The 17,721-nt window shown below is 73.3% G+C and carries 15 protein-coding genes; 5 read left to right on the forward strand and 10 right to left on the reverse strand.

The annotated features are described in order from the left end of the window. Positions 1-4: 4 nt before the first annotated feature. Positions 5-376, reverse strand: coding sequence for a GNAT family N-acetyltransferase (locus ACFY93_RS22215; protein WP_391361690.1), 372 nt, complete (start codon positions 374-376; stop codon positions 5-7). Here ACFY93_RS22215 and ACFY93_RS22220 point away from each other — a divergent pair. Together ACFY93_RS22220 and ACFY93_RS22225 are read left to right on the forward strand one after the other, a co-directional pair. Further along, on the forward strand, positions 375-734 hold the full coding sequence (locus ACFY93_RS22220) for a hypothetical protein (RefSeq protein WP_391361693.1): 360 nt from the start codon (positions 375-377) through the stop codon (positions 732-734). The genes ACFY93_RS22215 and ACFY93_RS22220 overlap by 2 nt on opposite strands. Before the next feature lie 139 nt (positions 735-873). Then, positions 874-2,898: an NAD-binding protein gene (locus ACFY93_RS22225; RefSeq protein WP_391361696.1), complete on the forward strand. Its 2,025-nt coding sequence runs from the start codon at positions 874-876 to the stop codon at positions 2,896-2,898. Positions 2,899-3,055: 157 nt separating this feature from the next. On the opposite strand, the gene ACFY93_RS22230 is transcribed toward ACFY93_RS22225, so the two are convergent. Then, positions 3,056-4,903, reverse strand: coding sequence for a prolyl oligopeptidase family serine peptidase (locus ACFY93_RS22230; RefSeq protein ID WP_391361699.1), 1,848 nt, complete (start codon positions 4,901-4,903; stop codon positions 3,056-3,058). 125 nt (positions 4,904-5,028) lie between these two features. Here ACFY93_RS22230 and ACFY93_RS22235 point away from each other — a divergent pair, with 125 nt between their 5' ends. Beyond that, the gene (locus ACFY93_RS22235; protein WP_391361702.1) at positions 5,029-5,907 is read left to right on the forward strand and encodes an SURF1 family cytochrome oxidase biogenesis protein; all 879 of its coding nucleotides are present in this window, start codon (positions 5,029-5,031) and stop codon (positions 5,905-5,907) included. An 85-nt stretch (positions 5,908-5,992) separates the two neighbouring features. On the opposite strand, the gene ACFY93_RS22240 is transcribed toward ACFY93_RS22235, so the two are convergent. The 7 genes from ACFY93_RS22240 to ACFY93_RS22270 form a co-directional block, all read right to left on the reverse strand. Next, positions 5,993-7,294: a hypothetical protein gene (locus tag ACFY93_RS22240; protein ID WP_391361704.1), complete on the reverse strand. Its 1,302-nt coding sequence runs from the start codon at positions 7,292-7,294 to the stop codon at positions 5,993-5,995. Beyond that, on the reverse strand, positions 7,291-7,959 hold the full coding sequence (locus ACFY93_RS22245; RefSeq protein ID WP_391361707.1) for a SigE family RNA polymerase sigma factor: 669 nt from the start codon (positions 7,957-7,959) through the stop codon (positions 7,291-7,293). The genes ACFY93_RS22240 and ACFY93_RS22245 overlap by 4 nt, the downstream gene beginning before the upstream one ends. A gap of 383 nt (positions 7,960-8,342) precedes the next feature. Then, the gene (locus ACFY93_RS22250) at positions 8,343-9,401 is read right to left on the reverse strand and encodes an aspartate-semialdehyde dehydrogenase (protein WP_391361710.1); all 1,059 of its coding nucleotides are present in this window, start codon (positions 9,399-9,401) and stop codon (positions 8,343-8,345) included. 109 nt (positions 9,402-9,510) lie between these two features. Further along, on the reverse strand, positions 9,511-10,803 hold the full coding sequence (locus tag ACFY93_RS22255; protein ID WP_391361713.1) for an aspartate kinase: 1,293 nt from the start codon (positions 10,801-10,803) through the stop codon (positions 9,511-9,513). Between the two features lie 269 nt (positions 10,804-11,072). Continuing rightward, on the reverse strand, positions 11,073-11,732 hold the full coding sequence (locus ACFY93_RS22260) for a DUF5063 domain-containing protein (RefSeq protein WP_391361715.1): 660 nt from the start codon (positions 11,730-11,732) through the stop codon (positions 11,073-11,075). Further along, positions 11,725-12,324 carry a recombination mediator RecR gene (recR, locus tag ACFY93_RS22265; protein ID WP_391361718.1) on the reverse strand — a complete coding sequence of 200 codons (600 nt, stop codon included), beginning with the start codon at positions 12,322-12,324 and terminating at the stop codon, positions 11,725-11,727. The genes ACFY93_RS22260 and recR overlap by 8 nt, the downstream gene beginning before the upstream one ends. Before the next feature lie 115 nt (positions 12,325-12,439). Further along, complete coding sequence (locus ACFY93_RS22270) at positions 12,440-12,784, reverse strand: YbaB/EbfC family nucleoid-associated protein (protein ID WP_391361721.1); 345 nt, start codon at positions 12,782-12,784, stop codon at positions 12,440-12,442. A gap of 304 nt (positions 12,785-13,088) precedes the next feature. On the opposite strand from ACFY93_RS22270, the gene ACFY93_RS22275 reads away from it, so the two are divergent. Then, entirely contained in the window at positions 13,089-13,826 is a 738-nt protein-coding gene (locus tag ACFY93_RS22275) for an SLATT domain-containing protein (protein WP_391361724.1), read from the forward strand. A gap of 37 nt (positions 13,827-13,863) precedes the next feature. Here the strand turns inward: ACFY93_RS22275 and ACFY93_RS22280 are convergent, their stop codons facing one another. Further along, the gene (locus ACFY93_RS22280) at positions 13,864-15,963 is read right to left on the reverse strand and encodes a protein kinase (protein ID WP_391361726.1); all 2,100 of its coding nucleotides are present in this window, start codon (positions 15,961-15,963) and stop codon (positions 13,864-13,866) included. A 205-nt stretch (positions 15,964-16,168) separates the two neighbouring features. Between ACFY93_RS22280 and ACFY93_RS22285 the strand changes: the two genes are divergently transcribed. Continuing rightward, positions 16,169-17,536: an aminotransferase class III-fold pyridoxal phosphate-dependent enzyme gene (locus ACFY93_RS22285; RefSeq protein ID WP_391361728.1), complete on the forward strand. Its 1,368-nt coding sequence runs from the start codon at positions 16,169-16,171 to the stop codon at positions 17,534-17,536. Positions 17,537-17,721 lie beyond the last annotated feature (185 nt).

The raw sequence follows: 17,721 nt of genomic DNA on the forward strand, positions 1-17,721 counted from the left end.
CCGATCAGGTCGAGGCGCTACCGGGAGCCGGCACGGTGATCCGCGCGGAGGACGAGCCACCGACGCCCGCGCCTCCCCACTCCTCCCGCAGCAGCCCGAACAGCACACTGTCGTACCGCTCGCCCGCCGCCAGCATCGCGCCCCGGCGCCGTCCCTCCTCCCGGAAGCCGGCCTTGGTGAAGGCGCGGGCGGCACGGGTGTTGCCGCTCCAGGTGTCCAGCTCTATCCGGTGGAGGCCGAAGCTGCCGAACAGGTGCCCCACGAGCAGTCGCAGCGCGTCCGAACCGTGGCCCCGGCCCCAGCGGGTCCGGTCACCGATGGTGATGCCGACCGTGACGGTCCCGGCGTACGGGTCGAGGTCGCGATAGTCCGCCATGCCGATCACCGTGCCGTCGGCCGTCGGCCAGGTCCTCGACGGTGAGGACGGCCGCTTCCCGCGGGTTCAGCCGCAGCATCGACTCGAAGGCGAGATCGACGGCCTCGGCGGTGACGGGCCCGAACATCGGGTCACCGGCGGTGGCCCAGTGCACCACCTCCGGGTCGTTGCGCCAGCGCAAGTGATGCTCGGAATCCTCCGCCCGCAACGCGCGAAGCCTGGTCAATTCACCTTCGATCATTCGGGCAATGCCTACAAGGCGTGGGAGCAGATGCGAACGGATCCCTGCCCGAAGGAGCAGACCGACCGGCATCATCAGCTGAGGTTCGACCTCGCCTACCGGAACCCTTCGGTGTGACCACAGTCGGCGCGGGCCGGCGCCCTCGGGTGCGCCGAGCAGCAGTGGGAACCAGGGGCGGTGTGGGGCAGTCTCTTGCGGTGTGGGGAGTGTTCCTGAGCAGGGTGGGGCCGGGGCGGTAGGTGGGTTTGTCGCGCACATGGTGGTGTGTGGGGACGATGGGCTCGCTCATCGGCTCGCGGCCGAGTTGCGGGGCGTGTACGGGGAGCAGGTGACCCTCGTGGTGCCGCCCGCCGAGCGCGGGGTGCAGCCGCCGGTGGTGGGGCGGGCGCGGGCCTCGCAGCTGTTCGACCGGGTGTCCGCCGCCGTCAACCGCGCCGCCGGGAACGGGAACGCGGGCGGGGGCGGGAGCACCGGTGGGGGCGCCGGGGGTGAACCCTCGCGCGGGGCACGGGTGTTGGAGGCCGGGGACGCCACCGAGAGTGTGCTGGTGGAGGCCGGTGTCGAGCGGGCCGCCGCTCTCGCCCTCGTCTATGACGACGACGAGGCCAACATCCGGGCCGCGCTCACCGCACGGCGGCTCAATCCCCGGCTGCGGCTCGTGCTCCGGCTCTACAACCGGCGGCTGGGGCAGCACATCGAAGGGCTTCTCGACCAGGCCGCCGCGCTGGCCACCGGTGGTACAGGTGGTGGTGCCGGCGGTGCGGTCGGGGGTGGTGCCGGGGGTGCGGGGTTCGATGACGGAAGCGACGCCTCCACCACCGTCCTCTCCGACGCCGACACCGCCGCACCCGCGCTGGCCGCCACCGCCCTCACCGGCACCAGCAAGGTCGTACAGGCCGACGGGCTGATGCTGCGGGCCGTGGAACGGCGGCCGCCCGGGCCCGGGCAGGTCGCCGACCCCGGGCTCTGCACCCTCGCCCTGCTCTCCGCCACCAGCAGCGATCCCGCCGGCGCCGAGGGTGCCGAGGGCAGCGGCGAGCACGGGCCCCGGCTGCTGCCCGACGAGAGCGCGGTGGCCGCGGCGACCGGGCGCGGGACCGTCGTCCTGGAGACGGTGTCCTACACCGGCCCCTCCCTGCCCGCCGGGCGCAACGTGCTGCCCTTCGCCTCGCTGTTCTCCCGGCGGCTGCGATGGTCCTTCGTGGGGCTGGTGGCGTGCGTCGTCGCCCTCGCCGTCGCGTCCATGGTGACGACCGGGGAGCACCCGCTGCGGGCCACGTACCTCACCCTGCTCGACCTCTTCGCCATCAACGATCCCGCCGTCGGCGAGCCCCTCGGGCGTCAGCTGCTCCAGCTCCTCTCCGGGCTCGTGGGGCTGCTGTTGCTGCCGGTGCTGCTGGCCGCCGTGCTGGAGGCGCTCGGTACGTTCCGCAGCGGGGCGGCGCTGCGGCGGCCTCCCCGGGGGCTGTCCGGCCACGTCGTGCTGCTCGGCCTGGGCAAGATCGGGACGCGGGTGCTGGGGCGGCTGTGCGAGCTGCGCATTCCCGTGGTGTGCGTCGAGACCGATCCGGAGGCCCGGGGACTCGCGGTGGCGCGGCGGTTGCGGGTGCCGGTGGTGCTGGGCGACGTGACGCAGGAGGGTGTGCTGGAGGCCGCCAAGATCCACCGGGCGGACGCGCTGCTGGCGCTCACCAGCGCGGACACGACGAATCTCGAGGCCGCCCTGTACGCCCGGTCCGTACGGGCCGATCTGCGGGTCGTACTGCGGCTGTACGACGACGACTTCGCGACCGCCGTCTACCGCACCCTGCGTGCCGCGTACCCCGGGGCGCTCACCCGGAGCCGCAGCGTCTCCCATCTCGCCGCGCCCGCGTTCGCCGGGGCGATGATGGGACGGCAGATCCTGGGGGCGATACCGGTCGAGCGGCGGGTGCTGTTGTTCGCGTCCGTGGACGTCGGCGGGCACCCGCAGTTGGAGGGGCGGACGGTCGGCGAGGCGTTCCGGGCCGGGGCGTGGCGGGTGCTTGCCCTGGACACGGCGGAGGCCGGGGGACGGCGGGTGGATTCCGCGTCCGCGTCGCGCGACGCGTCGCGGGACCCGTCGCGCTCAGCCTCGCGGGACGCGTCGCGGGGTGTGCGGGGAGAAGGCTCGGGGCTGGTGTGGGGGCTTCCTTCCAGCTATGTGCTGCGGGCCGAGGATCGGGTGGTGCTGGCGGCGACGCGGCGGGGGCTGGCGGAGTTGCTGGGGCGGCGGGGGCGGGTCAGTGGCGGGCCGGGGTGACGTGCCCCGCCCCTGGGTGAACCGGGGGGACGTGCCCCCCAGGGTGGACCGGGGTGACATGACCTCCGAGGCGGGGCGGGCGATCGCCCGTGCCGGTGCCGGGTTTCTCGCCCCCTCCGCCCCCTCCGCCCCCTCCGCCCCCTCCGCTGAACCAGGCTCAGTCTCTGGGGGCCGGGGTGCCCAGGTGGGTGGCCGCGAAGGCCAGTTCCAGGCGGAGTTGCCTGATGCGTTCGTCCACCACCAGGGAGCCGTGGCCGGCGTCGTAGCGGTAGACCTCGTGGATCGCGTCGCGGGCCGCGAGGCGGGAGACGTAGTTGTCGATCTGGCGGATGGGGCAGCGGGGGTCGTTCACGCCCGCCGAGATGTACACGGGGGCCTTGACCGCGTCCACGTAGGTCAGGGGTGAGGACGCCTCGAACCGCTCCGGGACCTCCTCGGGCGTGCCGCCGAGCAGCGTGCGGTCCATCGCCTTCAGGGCCTCCATCTCGTCGTGGTACGCCGTCACGTAGTCGGCGACCGGGACGGCCGCGATGCCCACGCTCCACTGGTCCGGCTGCGTGCCGAGGCCGAGCAGGGTGAGGTAGCCGCCCCAGGAGCCGCCCGTCAGGATCAGCCGGTCGGGGTCGGCGAGACCGGACGACACCGCCCACTCCCGTACCGCCGCGATGTCCTCCAGCTCGATGAGACCGACCCGGTGCTTGAGCGCGTCCGTCCACTCCCGCCCGTACCCCGTCGAGCCCCGGTAGTTGACCCGCACCACCGCGTACCCGTGGTCCACCCAGGCCGCCGGGCCCGCCGCGAACGAGTCGCTGTCGTGCCAGGTCGGGCCACCGTGGATGTCGAAGACGGTCGGAAGGGGGCCGGTCGCGTCCGCGGGCTGCTGGACCAGCGCGTGGACCAGGCCGCCGGGACTCTCCACCCAGACATCCCGCACCGGCACGGAACCCGGCGACTTCATCCCGGGCGGGTCCAGCACGACCGCACCCGACGTCGAGCGGACGACCGGCGGCTCGGCCGCCGACGACCACAGGTACTCGACGGTCCCGTCGGGGCGTGCCGTCGCCCCGGACACCGTGCCCGCCGGCGTCGGCAGCTGCTCCAGGGTGCGGGTGGCCAGGTCGTAGCGCCACAGGTCGCCGCGCGCCTCGAAGCTGTGCGCGACCAGCAGGGCGGAGCCGTCCGGATACCACTCGGCGCTCATGTCGCCCCTGAGCCGGTCCGCGAGGTCCAGGTCCAGCTCCTCCCCCGACGCGACGTCCCACACCAGCGGCTCCCAGCGGCCCCGGCGCTGGTGACCGATGAGCAGCCGGGTGTCCCCGTCGACCGGGGCGAAGCCCAGCACCTCCAGGCCCAGCTCGACCGTGCCGCCCTTGGTGTCGTCCAGCTCCGCCACCGTCGAACCGTCCGGCCTCAGCACCCGCAGGGCCGAGTGCATCGCGTCACCGTGCTCCGTGTGCTCGATGGCGATCAGCGAACCGTCGTGCGACAGGTCGCCGACCCCGGCGGACTCGCGGTGCCGGTAGATCTCCACGGGCTCCTCGCCCGCCCGCGCCACATGGATCGTCGAACCGTCCTCGTCCGTGGACCGGCCGACCACCGCCGTGCGCCCGTCCCGGCCGATCGCCAGGCCCGCCGGGTACGAGGGATCGAGGCCGGCCACAGCGGGCTCGTCCCGCGCGTTCGGACCGGAGGCCGCGGCCGTGGCCGCCGGGCTCGTGAAGGGACGGCGTCGCCAGATGCCGAACTCGTCCCCGTCCTTGTCGTCGAACCACCAGATCCACGCGCCGTCCGGTGAGAGCACCCCGTCCGTCGTGCCGTTCGGCCGGTTCGTGACCTGGTGCTGCTCGCCCGTCGCACGGTTCCACGCGTACAGCTCGTACGTCCCCGTCGCGTTGGACACGAACAGCGCGTGGTCCGGCGCGTCCTCCGCCCAGTCCGGCAGGGACACCCGCGGCGCCCGGAATCGCTTCTCCCAGTCGGGCATGGACCCGTTGCTCTCAGTCATGGCCCCATAGTGCCCCTTCGCGACGGCACCCGGCCGCCACGGCCCCCAGCCTGTGGACAACCCACCTGTGGACAACCCCGGACCCCGCGGCCCGCCCCTCCGCACGAGCCCCGTACCGTGGGGGTGTGTACCGGTTTCTGCTGACGCCCCGCTGGTGGGGGATCAACCTCTTCGTGCTGTTGGCCATCCCCTTCTGCGTGTTCATGGGGTCATGGCAGCTGGGGCGGTTCGAGGACCGGGTGCAGGACCACCAGGCCGCGGGCGAACAGGCCGACGCGGCCAGGACGGACCCCGCCCGGCCGCTCGGCGAGCTGCTGCCCGTCGACAAGAGCACGTCCGGCAAGCAGGCCGTCGCGACCGGCCGGTACGACAGGCAGCTCCTCGTACCCGACCGCGACCTCGACGGCAGGCACGGCTACTACGTGCTGACCCTGCTGCGGACGGACGGCGGCCGGGCGCTGCCCGTCGTGCGCGGCTGGCTCCCCGGGGACGCGGATGCCGCGAAGGCGCCCGCCCCGCCGGCCGGCGAGGTCACGGTGACCGGCGCGCTGCAGGCGTCGGAGAGCCCCGGCGCGAACGGGGTGAGCGCGGCCGGCGGTCTGCCCGCCGGGCAGACCGCGGCGATCAGCTCGGCGTCCCTGGTCAACCTCGTGCCGTACGACGTCTACAACGCGTGGATCACCCTCTCCGACGCCGGCGACGGCATGAAGGCCGTGCCCGCCGCGGCCGCCGAGGGCACCGGCCTGGATCTGAAGGCCTTCCAGAACCTCGGCTACACCGGTGAGTGGTTCGTCTTCGCGGGCTTCGTCGTCTTCATGTGGTTCCGGCTGCTGCGCCGCGAGGTGGAGTTCGCCCGGGACGCGGAACTGGGGATCGCCCAGGACGGCGGCGAGGAAAGCGGCGAGGACGGCAGCGAGCCGGACGGCCGCGCGGCATCCGGAGCACCCGCGGCGACCGGAAGCGGTGCGGGGACCGGCGCCGGTCCCGGCACTGGTACCGGCTGAACCGAAGCGGTGGAGGGTGGACGCCCGATTCCCGCGCGTCCGCCCTCCACCGTTCTCCGCAGTCCGTGGACGGCCCCGTGACCCGCTACGACGCCGTCAGCAGTCCTGTCCGGTACACCGTCCCCGCGCACGCGTGCGCCACCGTCGCCGTGCCCGCCGGTGAGCCGGGCTGGGCCGTGTGCGAGACGACGACGCTGCCATCGGCGGTCCCGCCGTCGGTGAGGAGCTGGGCGGAGACGCCGTTGTCCGACGAGGAGCTGCCGCCGTCGGTCGCGCCGCCGGAGGGCGTCGGGTCCGGAGAGGGGCCGCCGTCATCGGTGGGGCACGTCTCCGACGGCACCCAGGCGAACTTCACCTCGTAGGCGAAGCCCGGCTGGAGCACCAGCTGGGCCGCCTCAAGGGACGGGTCGGGCAGTCCGCCGGCCGCGTCCCCCGCGACATGCTGCGCGAGCCGGATCTTCGCCGGGTCGGCCGCGCCCAGCACGGACGTCGAGACGGTGCCCTGCCCGCCGACCGTGCAGCTCGCACCGGAGACGTTGGTGACCCGGAAGCTGCCGTACACCGTCCCGGTGGTGTCCGCGGGGGACGTGTTGCCGCTCACGCCGAGCTGGCCCGCCGTGCACGCCGGGGCGCTCACCACCGAGGCGGACGGGTCGGGGCCGGTGGCGCCGCTCGTGGCGCTCTTGCCCTGCTTGTCCTTCTGGCCGTTCTGGCCCTTGCCCTTGGACTGTCCGGCGGAGCTGCCCGAACCGTCGCCCCCGCCGTCCTCCCCCTTGCCCTCGCCGGCGCCGCCCTGGGTGTGCTCGCTGTTGCCGACGATGGACGGGTCGGCGCTCGAGCCGGAGGAGTTGGAGACGTGGACGAGAGCCGGGACGGCTGTGCCGATGAAGAGCGCGGCGGCGGCCATGCCGACGACGGCCTGGCGCTTGCGGGCGCGCCGGGCCGGGACCGCGCGCCGCAGACGCTCCAGGGCGCCGTCGGCGGGCTCCACCTCGTCGACGGCCTGGCGCAGCAGCCTGCGCAGCGCCAGCTCGTCCGGGGCGAGACCGGTCCCGTGGTCGTCGGACTGGTCACCGGCCGGGTCGTCGGCCCGGTCGTCCCCGCGGGTGCCCGCGGAGGCGTCGGCGCCCGGGTCCTCCGAGGGCCGGACCGCGGCGGCCAGCCGGGCGAAGCCCTCCAGCGGGTCCTGCCTGCCGGGGCCCGGTCCGTCCGGGCCCTGTCCGTCCGGGCCGTGATTCACAGTTCCGTTCCCAGCGTGCGGTTCCTGCCTGCGTACGTCCTGCGCGTCCTGCGCCTCGTGCCCGTCCTGCTCTTCGCGCACGTGCCGTTCTTCCCTGCCGTCCCGCTCGTACCGCTCGTCCCGCTCATGGCCGTCGTACCCACTCATGCCGGCGCCTCCATGGCGACACGGAGCGCCGCGATGCCGCGGGAGCCGTACGCCTTGACCGAACCCAGCGAGAGCCCCAGCGTCGAGGCGACCTGCGCCTCGGTCATGTCCGCGAAGTAGCGCAGCACCAGGACCTCGCGCTGCCGTCGCTGCAGGCCCTTCATGGCCTTGATCAGCGCGTCGCGCTCCAGCTGGTCGTACGCGCCCTCCTCGGCGCTCGCCATGTCGGGCATCGGCTTGGAGAGCAGCTTCAGACCGAGGATGCGGCGGCGCAGGGCGGACCGCGAGAGGTTCACGACGGTCTGCCGCAGATACGCGAGCGTCTTCTCCGGGTCGCGGACGCGCTTGCGCGCGGAGTGCACCCGGATGAAGGCCTCCTGGACGACGTCCTCGCAGGACGCGGTGTCGTCGAGCAGGAGCGCCGCGAGGCCCAGCAGCGACCGGTAGTGGGCGCGGTAGGTCTCGGTCAGGTGGTCGACGGTGGTGCCCGCGGCGATCGCGTCCTGGGCACCGTCTCGCTGACTGGGGATGCGGGCGGGCCGCGTTGCGGGCATGGGAGCGATCACCGGCATGCCGCCGGGCACGCCGGGGCTGCGGAGACGGCGGGGTGGACGGAGGGCTGCGCCTCTCGTCTGTACCGCGGTGAAATCGAGTACCTCTGCCACGCCAGTTGGACCCGTGGACCCCCGCGAGGGTTGTACGCGACAGGCATCACTTTTACATCAGGCACTGCGATCGACGGTGTGTCAGATGCCCTCATGCGTACCAGCTCTTCCCCTACGCCCTTTTTGCCGTGAAGTCCCGGACCCCCTGAAGCGCGTCCGCAAAGACGCTCCCCGCCCTCCGCGCGGTTGCGGAGAGCGGGGAGGAAATCCTTGAACGCCGGCAGGCCCCGGTTCACGTCGGCCCGGCCGTTCGCTCATGTGGTCCGAACCCACGCCCCGGACACAGAACATACACAGATCTTATAAACGGAAACTGTACGTTCGGTACTCCGCTGGTCAGGCTCCGCGTCCCGGGCCGGGACGCCGCGTGCCTACGCCCCCCGCTACGCCCCCCGCAACTCCGCCGCCACCAGCTCGGCGATCTGCGCGGTGTTCAGCGCCGCCCCCTTGCGGAGGTTGTCGCCGCACACGAAGAGTTCGAGCGCCGTCGGGTCGTCCAGCGCCCGGCGCACCCGCCCCACCCAGGTCGGGTCGGTGCCGACGACATCGGCGGGGGTCGGGAACTCTCCCGCGGCCGGGTTGTCGAAGAGGACGACCCCGGGCGCGGTGGCGATGATCTCCCGGGCCCTGGCGACCGTGACCTCGCCCTCGAAGCGGGCGTGCACGGTCAGGGAGTGGGTCGTGATCACGGGGACGCGTACGCAGGTGACGGCGACGCGCAGCTCCGGGAGACCGAGGATCTTGCGGGACTCGTCCCGGATCTTCATCTCCTCCGAGGACCAGCCGTCCTCGCGCGGCGAACCGGCCCACGGCACCACGTTCAGCGCGACCGGCTCCGGGAACGGGCCCGTCCGGTCGCCCACGGCCCGCCGTACGTCGCCGGGGCTGGTCCCCAGATTTGTACCGGCGACCAGGGACAGCTGTTCGCGCAGGGTGTCGACGCCGGCGCGTCCCGCACCGCTGACCGCCTGGTAACTGGAGACCACCAGCTCGCGCAGCCCGAACTCGGCGTGCAGCGCGCCCATGGCGACGATCATGGAGAGGGTGGTGCAGTTCGGGTTGGAGACGATCCCGCGCGGGCGCACCCGGAGGGCGTGCGGGTTGACCTCCGGCACGACCAGCGGCACGTCCGGGTCCATCCGGAAGGCGCCGGAGTTGTCCACGACGACGACGCCCCTGGCGGCGGCGACCGGCGCCCACTGGGCCGCGACCTCGTCGGGGACGTCGAACATGGCGACGTCGACCCCGTCGAACGCCTCCCGGGTCAGCGCCACGACCTCGACCTGCTCCCCGCGCACGGCCAGCTTGCGGCCGGCCGAGCGCGGCGAGGCGACCAGACGGATCTCGCCCCAGATGTCCGCGTGCTGGGACAGGATCTGGAGCATGACCGTGCCGACAGCCCCGGTCGCTCCCACGACCGCGAGCGTCGGCTTGCCGGTCATCGCGGTACGTCCCCGCACGGGCGTCCGTGCGGACGCACGGACGCGGAGGCCGCCGCGGGCCCCGTGGCCACGGGGGTCGCGGACGCCGCCGGGGGCGTCGCGGGGACGGTCATCGTCCGGTGCCTCCGTAGACGACGGCCTCGTCGCTGTCGGAGTCGAGCCCGAACGCCGTGTGCACGGCGCGCACCGCCTCGTTGACGTCGTCGGCGCGGGTGACGACCGAGATGCGGATCTCGGAGGTCGAGATCAGCTCGATGTTGACCCCGGCGTCGGACAGCGCCTCGAAGAAGCCGGCCGTGACACCCGGGTTGGTCTTCATACCGGCGCCGACCAGGGAGATCTTGCCGATCTGGTCGTCGTAGCGCAGCGAGTCGAAGCCGATCGTGTCCTTCGCACGTCCCAGCGCGTCGATGGCCTTGCGGCCCTCGGTCTTCGGGAGGGTGAAGGAGATGTCCGTCAGGCCGGTGGACGCGGCGGACACGTTCTGCACGACCATGTCGATGTTGATCTCGGCGTCGGCGATGGCGCGGAAGATCGCGGCGGCCTCGCCGGGCTTGTCCGGGACGCCGACGACCGTGACCTTGGCCTCGGAGGTGTCGTGAGCGACACCGGAGATGATGGCCTGCTCCACCTTCTGTTCCCCTTGCTGCTGTGCCTTCTGAGCGAGTGGCTCACTGCTGACCCAGGTGCCCTGGAGGCCCGAGAAGGACGAGCGCACGTGGATCGGGATGTTGTAGCGGCGGGCGTACTCCACACAGCGGTGGAGCAGCACCTTCGAACCGGAGGCGGCGAGCTCCAGCATGTCCTCGAAGGCGATCCAGTCGATCTTCCGCGCCTTCTTCACCACGCGCGGGTCGGCGGTGAACACGCCGTCCACGTCGGTGTAGATCTCGCAGACCTCGGCGTCGAGCGCCGCGGCGAGCGCGACGGCCGTGGTGTCGGACCCGCCGCGCCCCAGCGTGGTGATGTCCTTCTTGTCCTGCGAGACGCCCTGGAAACCGGCGACGATGGCGATGTTGCCCTCGTCCAGCGCCGTCCGGATGCGGCCGGGCGTGACGTCGATGATCCGCGCTTTGTTGTGGACCGAGTCGGTGATGACACCTGCCTGGCTGCCGGTGAACGACTGGGCCTCGTGGCCCAGGTTCTTGATCGCCATGGCCAGCAGGGCCATGGAGATCCGCTCTCCCGCGGTCAGCAGCATGTCGAACTCACGTCCGGAAGGCATCGGTGACACCTCTCCGGCGAGATCGATCAGCTCGTCCGTCGTGTCGCCCATCGCGGAAACGACGACGACCACCTGGTGGCCGTTCTTCTTCGCTTCCACGATTCGCTTGGCGACGCGCTTGATGCCCTCGGCATCGGCTACGGAGGAGCCTCCGTACTTCTGCACGACAAGGCCCACGTGCGCTCCTCGCTCAGTCCGTCTCTGTCCGCACATACGGTGTACTGCGGTCGGCTCAGTCTATCGAGCGGCCGGATCAGCCCTTCGTGATATCGCATCGTGAGATGTCCCGCTCACGACATGATCATCCCGGAGGCCCGCCGGCCGCTCCAGGACGGCACCTGCCCCACCGCGGGCGGGCCACTCGGAACGTGTGCGGGGTCACACGTCCGTCACGGACGCCACACGCCCCCGAGGCGCTCGGGGCGCTCACCGCGAGGCGCGCGGCCTCACTTGACCGTGCGCAGTCCCAGCGGGCCGGCGATCTCCTGGACCATGACCCGGCCGGCCTCCTCCGCGAGGGACTCCTCGCCGAGGTCCTGGTCGGTGTCCAGGCCGTCCAGCTCGTCCAGGGGCTGGTCGAGGCGGACGTGGGCGACCAGGGACTGCAGGGCGCGCAGGCACGCGGAGGCCGTGCTGCCCCAGTTCGAGAAGTACGAGAACTGCCACCACCACAGGGCCTCGGTGGTGCGGCCCGCGCGGTAGTGGGCCATCCCGTGGCGCAGGTCGGTGATGACGTCGGCGAGGTCGTCGGAGATGCGGCAGGGCACCGGGGCCTTGCGCGGCTCGTAGGGGTCGAAGACCTCGGAGTAGACGTCGACCGGGTCCAGCATCTCGGCGAACCGCTCGCGCAGGCCGTCCACGTCCGGCTCCGGGCCCGGGTCGGGCTCGTAGCGATCGTCCGGGACGATGTCCTCGTGCGCGCCGAGACGGCCGCCGGCGAGGAGGAGCTGGGAGATCTCGAGCAGCAGGAACGGCACGGCCGAGTCCGGTTCGTCGCCCTTCGCCACTTCGGTGACGGCGACGATGAAGCTCTCGACCTGGTCCGCGATCTGGACGGCGAAGTCGCCGGGGTCGCGGCTGGTCGCGTGCAGCGTGGCGTCAGACATCTAGGAGTCGTCTCCCCTCGAAGGCGCGGCCGAGCGTGACCTCGTCCGCGTATTCCAGGTCGCCGCCCACAGGGAGGCCGCTGGCCAGGCGGGTGACCTTGAGGCCCATGGGTTTGATCATGCGGGCGAGATACGTGGCCGTGGCCTCGCCCTCCAGATTGGGGTCCGTGGCCAGGATCAGCTCGGTGACCGTGCCGTCCGCGAGCCGGGCCAGCAGCTCCCTGATCCGCAGGTCGTCGGGGCCCACGCCCTCGATCGGGCTGATCGCGCCGCCCAGGACGTGGTACCTGCCCCGGAACTCACGCGTCCGCTCGATCGCGACGACGTCCTTCGGCTCCTCCACGACGCAGATGACGGAGAGGTCGCGGCGCGTGTCGCGGCAGATGTTGCACAGTTCCTCCTGCGCGACGTTCCCGCAGACCGCGCAGAAGCGGACCTTCGCCTTCACCTCCATCAGCGCCTGGGCGAGCCGGCGTACGTCGGTGGGCTCCGCCTGCAGGATGTGGAAGGCGATCCGCTGCGCGCTCTTGGGACCGACGCCGGGCAGCCGCCCGAGCTCGTCGATGAGGTCCTGGACCACGCCTTCGTACAACGGAACGCCTTTCCCTCACTGCCACCGCGGCGGCGGATGCCGCCGTCTCGTACGTACGGTAGTTGGCCGTACGTCCGCCCGCCGCTCCCCGGTACGAGAAAGACCGGCCGGAATCTCAGAACGGCAGGCCGGGGATGCCGCTGCCGCCGCCGAGACCCTGGGTGAGCGGGCCGAGCTTCTGCTGCTGGAGCGTCTGCGCGTTCTCGTTCGCCGCCTGCACGGCCGCGACGACCAGGTCGGCGAGGGTCTCCGTGTCCTCCGGGTCGACCGCCTTCGGGTCGATCCTCAGCGCCCGGAGCTCGCCGGACCCGGTCACGGTGGCCCGTACGAGGCCGCCGCCCGCCTGTCCGTCGACCTCGGTGCGCGCCAGTTCCTCCTGGGCGGCGGCGAGATCCTGCTGCATCTTCTGGGCCTGCTGGAGCAGCTGCTGCATATTGGGCTGGCCACCACCGGGAATCACGATCAGCTCCTGGTCCGTACGGCTTCCGGCGCGAGATTTTCCCGCCTGGAACGAGCCTACGTGGTCCGGGGTGCGATCGCTCCAGCACTCTTTCGAGTGACTGTTTTCGTGGCCCTATACCTGACCAACACCCCCGTCCAGGCGGAAAACCACGGAAACCCGGCCCATCGCCACCCATTGGGCGGTAGTAAAGGGTCCGGCGCCTCAGCGTCACGCGCCACTCAGGCGTACACGCACGTCAACACAGGTCACCGCACGTCAACACACGTCGACGTCGGTGAGTGTCACCAGTAGGGAGTGCCGGGTGAGCCAGCCGGAGATGCAGCCCGAGGGAGCGCCGCGGGACGGACGGGCCGTCGGCAGAACCCTGCAGCCGGGCGACCTCGCGGGGCGGCCGCTGCCCCTCGGCGACTGGGGGCAGCCCGCGGAGCGGCTCGACGAGCTGTACCACTGGGTCGAGAGCGGGGCGCTCACCACCGCCCAGTGGTATCTCGCGGACCGCGTCCGGAAGCGGCGGGCGGCGCGGCTGCTGCGCGGCGGGACGGCGGCGGGCGCGGTCGTCGCGACGGCCGTGCCCCTGCTCGACCTCACCCGGATCGTCGAGGGGGCGGCGCCCTGGGGCTGTCTGGGCCTGCTGGCCGGGGCCGCGTGCCTGGGCGCCGACCGGTTCTTCGGGGTCACCTCCGGGTGGATGCGGGACGTGGCCACCGCGCAGGCCGTGCAGCGCCGCCTCCAGGTACTCCAGTTCGACTGGGCGTCCGAGAGCGTGCGGGAGGTGCTGGGGCCCGCCGAGGGGACGGCGAGCGAGGCCGCCGAGCGCTGCCTGGGGGTGCTGCGCCGCTTCTGCGAGGACATGACGGAACTCGTCCGCGCCGAGACGGTGGACTGGATGATCGCCTTCCGTACGGGTCCGGCTCCCCTCGGCCTCCAGTCCGCCCCGGCCGGGACGTCCCGGCCGGACTGCGCCCCGGTGACCCGCCCGCCCCTGCCTCCGGGCGCCCGGCCGAACATGCCCAGACAGCGGCCGCCGGATCCGCGCTGAGGCGGAGCCTGATCCGCCTGAAGCGGAGCCGGCTCCGTCAGCCGGACTTCGTGTAGGTCAGCGACTTGCCCGAGTCCGTGATGACCCGGCGCAGCCGGCCGTCGGACAGCAGGGTGACCTCGGAGGCGCCGCCCGGGGTGCAGGACGAGGCCGGTTCGCCGACGGTGACCACGGAGGGGCCGATCTCCAGGGGCCCGTCCTCGGACGGCTTCTCGGCCAGCCCCGCCTGGAAGACGCAGTGGTAGGTGCCGGTGCCCGCCGGGCCGTCCGCGGTGAGGGAGAGGACCGTGTCGCCGACCTCTCCCTGCTGGATGACCAGCGTGCGGGGGTTGTGGCCCGACTTGTTGTCGATGCTGCTGGTCCAGGTTCCGAGGAACTCGGTGGGCACCGTGGGGCCGTCCGGCTCCTTCGTACTCGGCGTCGCGGTCGGCGTCGACGGGCCGGACGTCTGCGGTCCGGAGGTCTGCGGGCCCGGCGTGCTGGGAGCACCGGAGCTCTGCCCCGCCTTGTCGTCGTCGCCGCCGTCGCCCCGCATCAGCGCGTACACCGAACCCCCCGCGCCGAGCGCGACGACCAGGGCCACGGCGATCAGCACGGCCGTCGACCGGCTGCCGCCGCGCGCCGGCTGCGGCGCCTGGACGTAGAGCGGGGCCGGACCGTACGGGGGTGTCGAGCCGTACCCGGGCGTGGGCGCCGGACCGTAGCCGCCGGGGGCGGGGCCGTACGGGGGCGTGGACCCGTAACCGGGGGCGCCGTTCCAGGCGGCGCCCTGCTGCGGATAGCCGTACGCGGGGTGGACGGGGCCCGGTCCCGCGGCGTGCGGGGTGGCGGCCGGAGGGGGTGTCCGGGCCGCTCCGCCCGTGACCATCGTCGGCAGGTGGTCCAGCGACGACGGCCGGCCCGGCGGGGGCGGCGCCGCGGCACCGTCCGGCATGCCGGCGGCAGGCGGGCGCTCGGCGTCCGGGGCACCCGGGGCGGACTCGGCGGATTCGGCGGACGGAGCGGACGCGGGCTTGGAGAGGTCGGGGCCGGCCGACGGGCCGGGAGGCAGCGCGGGGACCGCCGGGACGGCGGCGTCCACGGCGGGAGCGTCCGCCGGAGCCGCAGCCGGCTTCCCGGCGGGCAGGGCGGGCTGGGCGGGCGGCGCCGCCACCGCGGGAGGCGTGGCCGTCCCCGTCCCGTCCTCCGGGTCCTCCGTGTCCAGCAGGCGCACCGCGTGCCGCCCGAGCTGGGCGACCAGGGCGCCCGGCAGCCAGGGGTCGCGGGCCCGGCCGTCCGAGACGGTGTCCTCCGCCCCCGTGCGCTCCAGGACCTCGTCGATCGTGGGCCGGGCGGCGGGGTCCTTGCGCAGACAGTCCCGTACGAGGTCGGAGAGGCCTTCCGGCAGGGCCTCCAGGTCCGGTTCCTCCTGCGCGATGCGGAACATCATCGCGTGCACGCCGCTGTTCGACGTGCCGAAGGGCAGCACCCCGGTGGCGGCGTAGGAGAGGACCGAGCCGAGGCAGAAGACGTCGCAGGCGGGGGTGATGCGGTCGCCGCGGACCTGCTCGGGCGCCATGAAGCCGGGCGAGCCGACGAGCGCGCCGGTCCGGGTGAGCCCGCCGTCGGTCACGGTCTCCAGGGCGCGGGCGATGCCGAAGTCGATGACGCGCGGGCCGTCGATGGTGACGAGCACGTTCGACGGCTTGAGGTCGCGGTGGATCAGCCCCGCGGCGTGGATGTCCCGCAGGGCGTGCGCGAGCCCGGCCGCGAGGATCCGCACCGACCGCTCGGGCAGCGCTCCGTGGTCGTGACCCACGACGGACTGCAGGGTCGGTCCGGCGACGTAACCGGTGGCCACCCACGGGATCGGCGCCTCGGTGTCCGCGTCGAGCACGGGCGCGGTCCAGTGACCGCCGACCCGCCGCGCGGCCTGCACCTCCTGGCGGAAGCGGGCGCGGAACTCCTCCTGTTCGGCGAGCTCACGCCGCACCAGCTTGACCGCGACGGTGCGCCCCCGGTCGGAACGGGCCAGGTACACGTGCCCCATCCCGCCGGCGCCCAGCCGCGCCAGCAGCCGATAAGCCCCGATCCGCTGCGGATCCCCGGCCGCCAGCTTCTCCACGATGCGCCACCCTCCCCCGTACGTACGCAACATGCCGAGGATAGTGCGGCCGTACGGGGCGGCGGGGCGGGCCGCTGTCTACGGTTCCGTAACAGCACGGGCCGCCTGCGTGACCGCGCGGCCGGTCCCGGCAGCGGCGCCCGGCCCCGCCGCACCCGACAAGGTGTCGCGGAAAGCCGTCCGCCGCAGACAGGACGCCGATGTCGCCGCCGTGCCGGTGCCGCCTACCCTCGGGCGCATGACCCCTCAGGCACACCCCGCGAACCCGCAGGCCGGCGCCGCCGTGAAGGCCGCGGACCGCGCGCACGTCTTCCACTCCTGGTCCGCGCAGGAGCTCATCGACCCGCTCGCCGTCGCCGGTGCCCAGGGGTCGTACTTCTGGGACTACGACGGCAAGCGGTATCTCGACTTCAGCAGCGGCCTCGTCTTCACGAACATCGGCTACCAGCACCCGAAGGTCGTCGCCGCGATCCAGGAGCAGGCCGCGACGCTGGCCACGTTCGCGCCCGCGTTCGCCGTCGAGGCGCGGTCGGAGGCGGCCCGGCTGATAGCCGAGCGGACCCCCGGCGACCTGGACAGCATCTTCTTCACCAACGGCGGCGCCGAGGCCGTCGAGAACGCCACGCGGATGGCCCGGCTGCACACCGGCCGCCCGAAGGTGCTCTCCGCCTACCGCTCGTACCACGGGGCCACCGCCGCCGCGATCAACCTCACCGGCGACCCGCGCCGCTGGGCCAGCGACAGCGGGGCGGCGGGGGTCGTGCGGTTCTGGGCGCCGTTCCTGTACCGCAGCCCCTTCCACTCCGGCACCGAGGCGCAGGAGTGCGAGCGGGCGCTGCAGCACCTCGACGACACCATCGCCTTCGAGGGGCCGCAGACGGTCGCCGCGGTGATCCTGGAGACGATCCCGGGCACGGCCGGCATCATGACGCCGCCGCCCGGCTACCTCGCCGGCGTCCGCGAAATCTGCGACCGGTACGGGATCGTCATGGTCCTCGACGAGGTCATGGCCGGGTTCGGGCGCACGGGCACGTGGTTCGCCGCCGACCTGTTCGGCGTGACGCCGGACCTGATGACCTTCGCGAAGGGCGTGAACTCCGGCTACGTGCCGCTCGGCGGCGTGGCGATCTCCGGCGAGATCGCCGAGACGTTCGCCCGGCGCCCCTACCCCGGCGGGCTCACCTACTCCGGCCACCCGCTGGCCTGTGCCGCCGCCGTCGCCACGATCGGCGTGATGGAGGAGGAGGACGTCGTCGGACAGGCCGCCCGGCTCGGCGAGAACGTCCTCGGGCCCGGTCTGCGCGCGCTCGCCGAACGCCACCCCAGCGTCGGCGAGGTGCGGGGCACCGGCGCCTTCTGGGCCCTCGAACTGGTGAAGGACCGCGAGACGCGCGAACCGCTCGTCCCCTACAACGCCTCGGGCGAGGCGAACGCGCCCATGGCGGCGTTCGGAGCCGCCGCGAAGGCACGCGGACTGTGGCCCTTCATCAACATGAACCGGACGCACGTCGTGCCGCCGTGCAACATCACCGAGGCCGAGGCCAAGGAGGGCCTGGCGGCGCTGGACGAGGCGCTCTCCGTGGCCGACCAGCACGTATCGGGCTGACCACGGCGGTGCCGGGGCGGCCGGCACGCCCCGGCCGGGCCGCCTCCGGCCGCCGCGTGGGCGCGCCGGGGGCGGGCCGGGACCTCCGCGGCGCGGGTCCGCGTGCCGTCCCCCCGCCGTCCGCGCGAGGTCCCCGTCCCCCGTGGCGGACGGGCCGGCCGCCGGACCCCACCGCGTAAGGTGAC

Source organism: Streptomyces sp. NPDC008313 (genome assembly GCF_042956125.1).
In the GTDB taxonomy this organism is placed as follows: domain Bacteria; phylum Actinomycetota; class Actinomycetes; order Streptomycetales; family Streptomycetaceae; genus Streptomyces.

Bases quoted from the DNA above. Each gene is read 5' to 3' on its own strand.
- ACFY93_RS22220 (WP_391361693.1), top strand. From the start codon at position 375: ATGCCGATCACCGTGCCGTCGGCCGTCGGCCAGGTCCTCGACGGTGAG.
- ACFY93_RS22215 (WP_391361690.1), bottom strand. From the start codon at position 376: ATGGCGGACTATCGCGACCTCGACCCGTACGCCGGGACCGTCACGGTC.
- ACFY93_RS22225 (WP_391361696.1), top strand. From the start codon at position 874: ATGGTGGTGTGTGGGGACGATGGGCTCGCTCATCGGCTCGCGGCCGAG.
- ACFY93_RS22230 (WP_391361699.1), bottom strand. From the start codon at position 4,903: ATGACTGAGAGCAACGGGTCCATGCCCGACTGGGAGAAGCGATTCCGG.
- ACFY93_RS22240 (WP_391361704.1), bottom strand. From the start codon at position 7,294: ATGAGTGGGTACGACGGCCATGAGCGGGACGAGCGGTACGAGCGGGAC.
- ACFY93_RS22250 (WP_391361710.1), bottom strand. From the start codon at position 9,401: ATGACCGGCAAGCCGACGCTCGCGGTCGTGGGAGCGACCGGGGCTGTC.
- ACFY93_RS22260 (WP_391361715.1), bottom strand. From the start codon at position 11,732: ATGTCTGACGCCACGCTGCACGCGACCAGCCGCGACCCCGGCGACTTC.
- ACFY93_RS22280 (WP_391361726.1), bottom strand. From the start codon at position 15,963: ATGTTGCGTACGTACGGGGGAGGGTGGCGCATCGTGGAGAAGCTGGCG.
- ACFY93_RS22285 (WP_391361728.1), top strand. From the start codon at position 16,169: ATGACCCCTCAGGCACACCCCGCGAACCCGCAGGCCGGCGCCGCCGTG.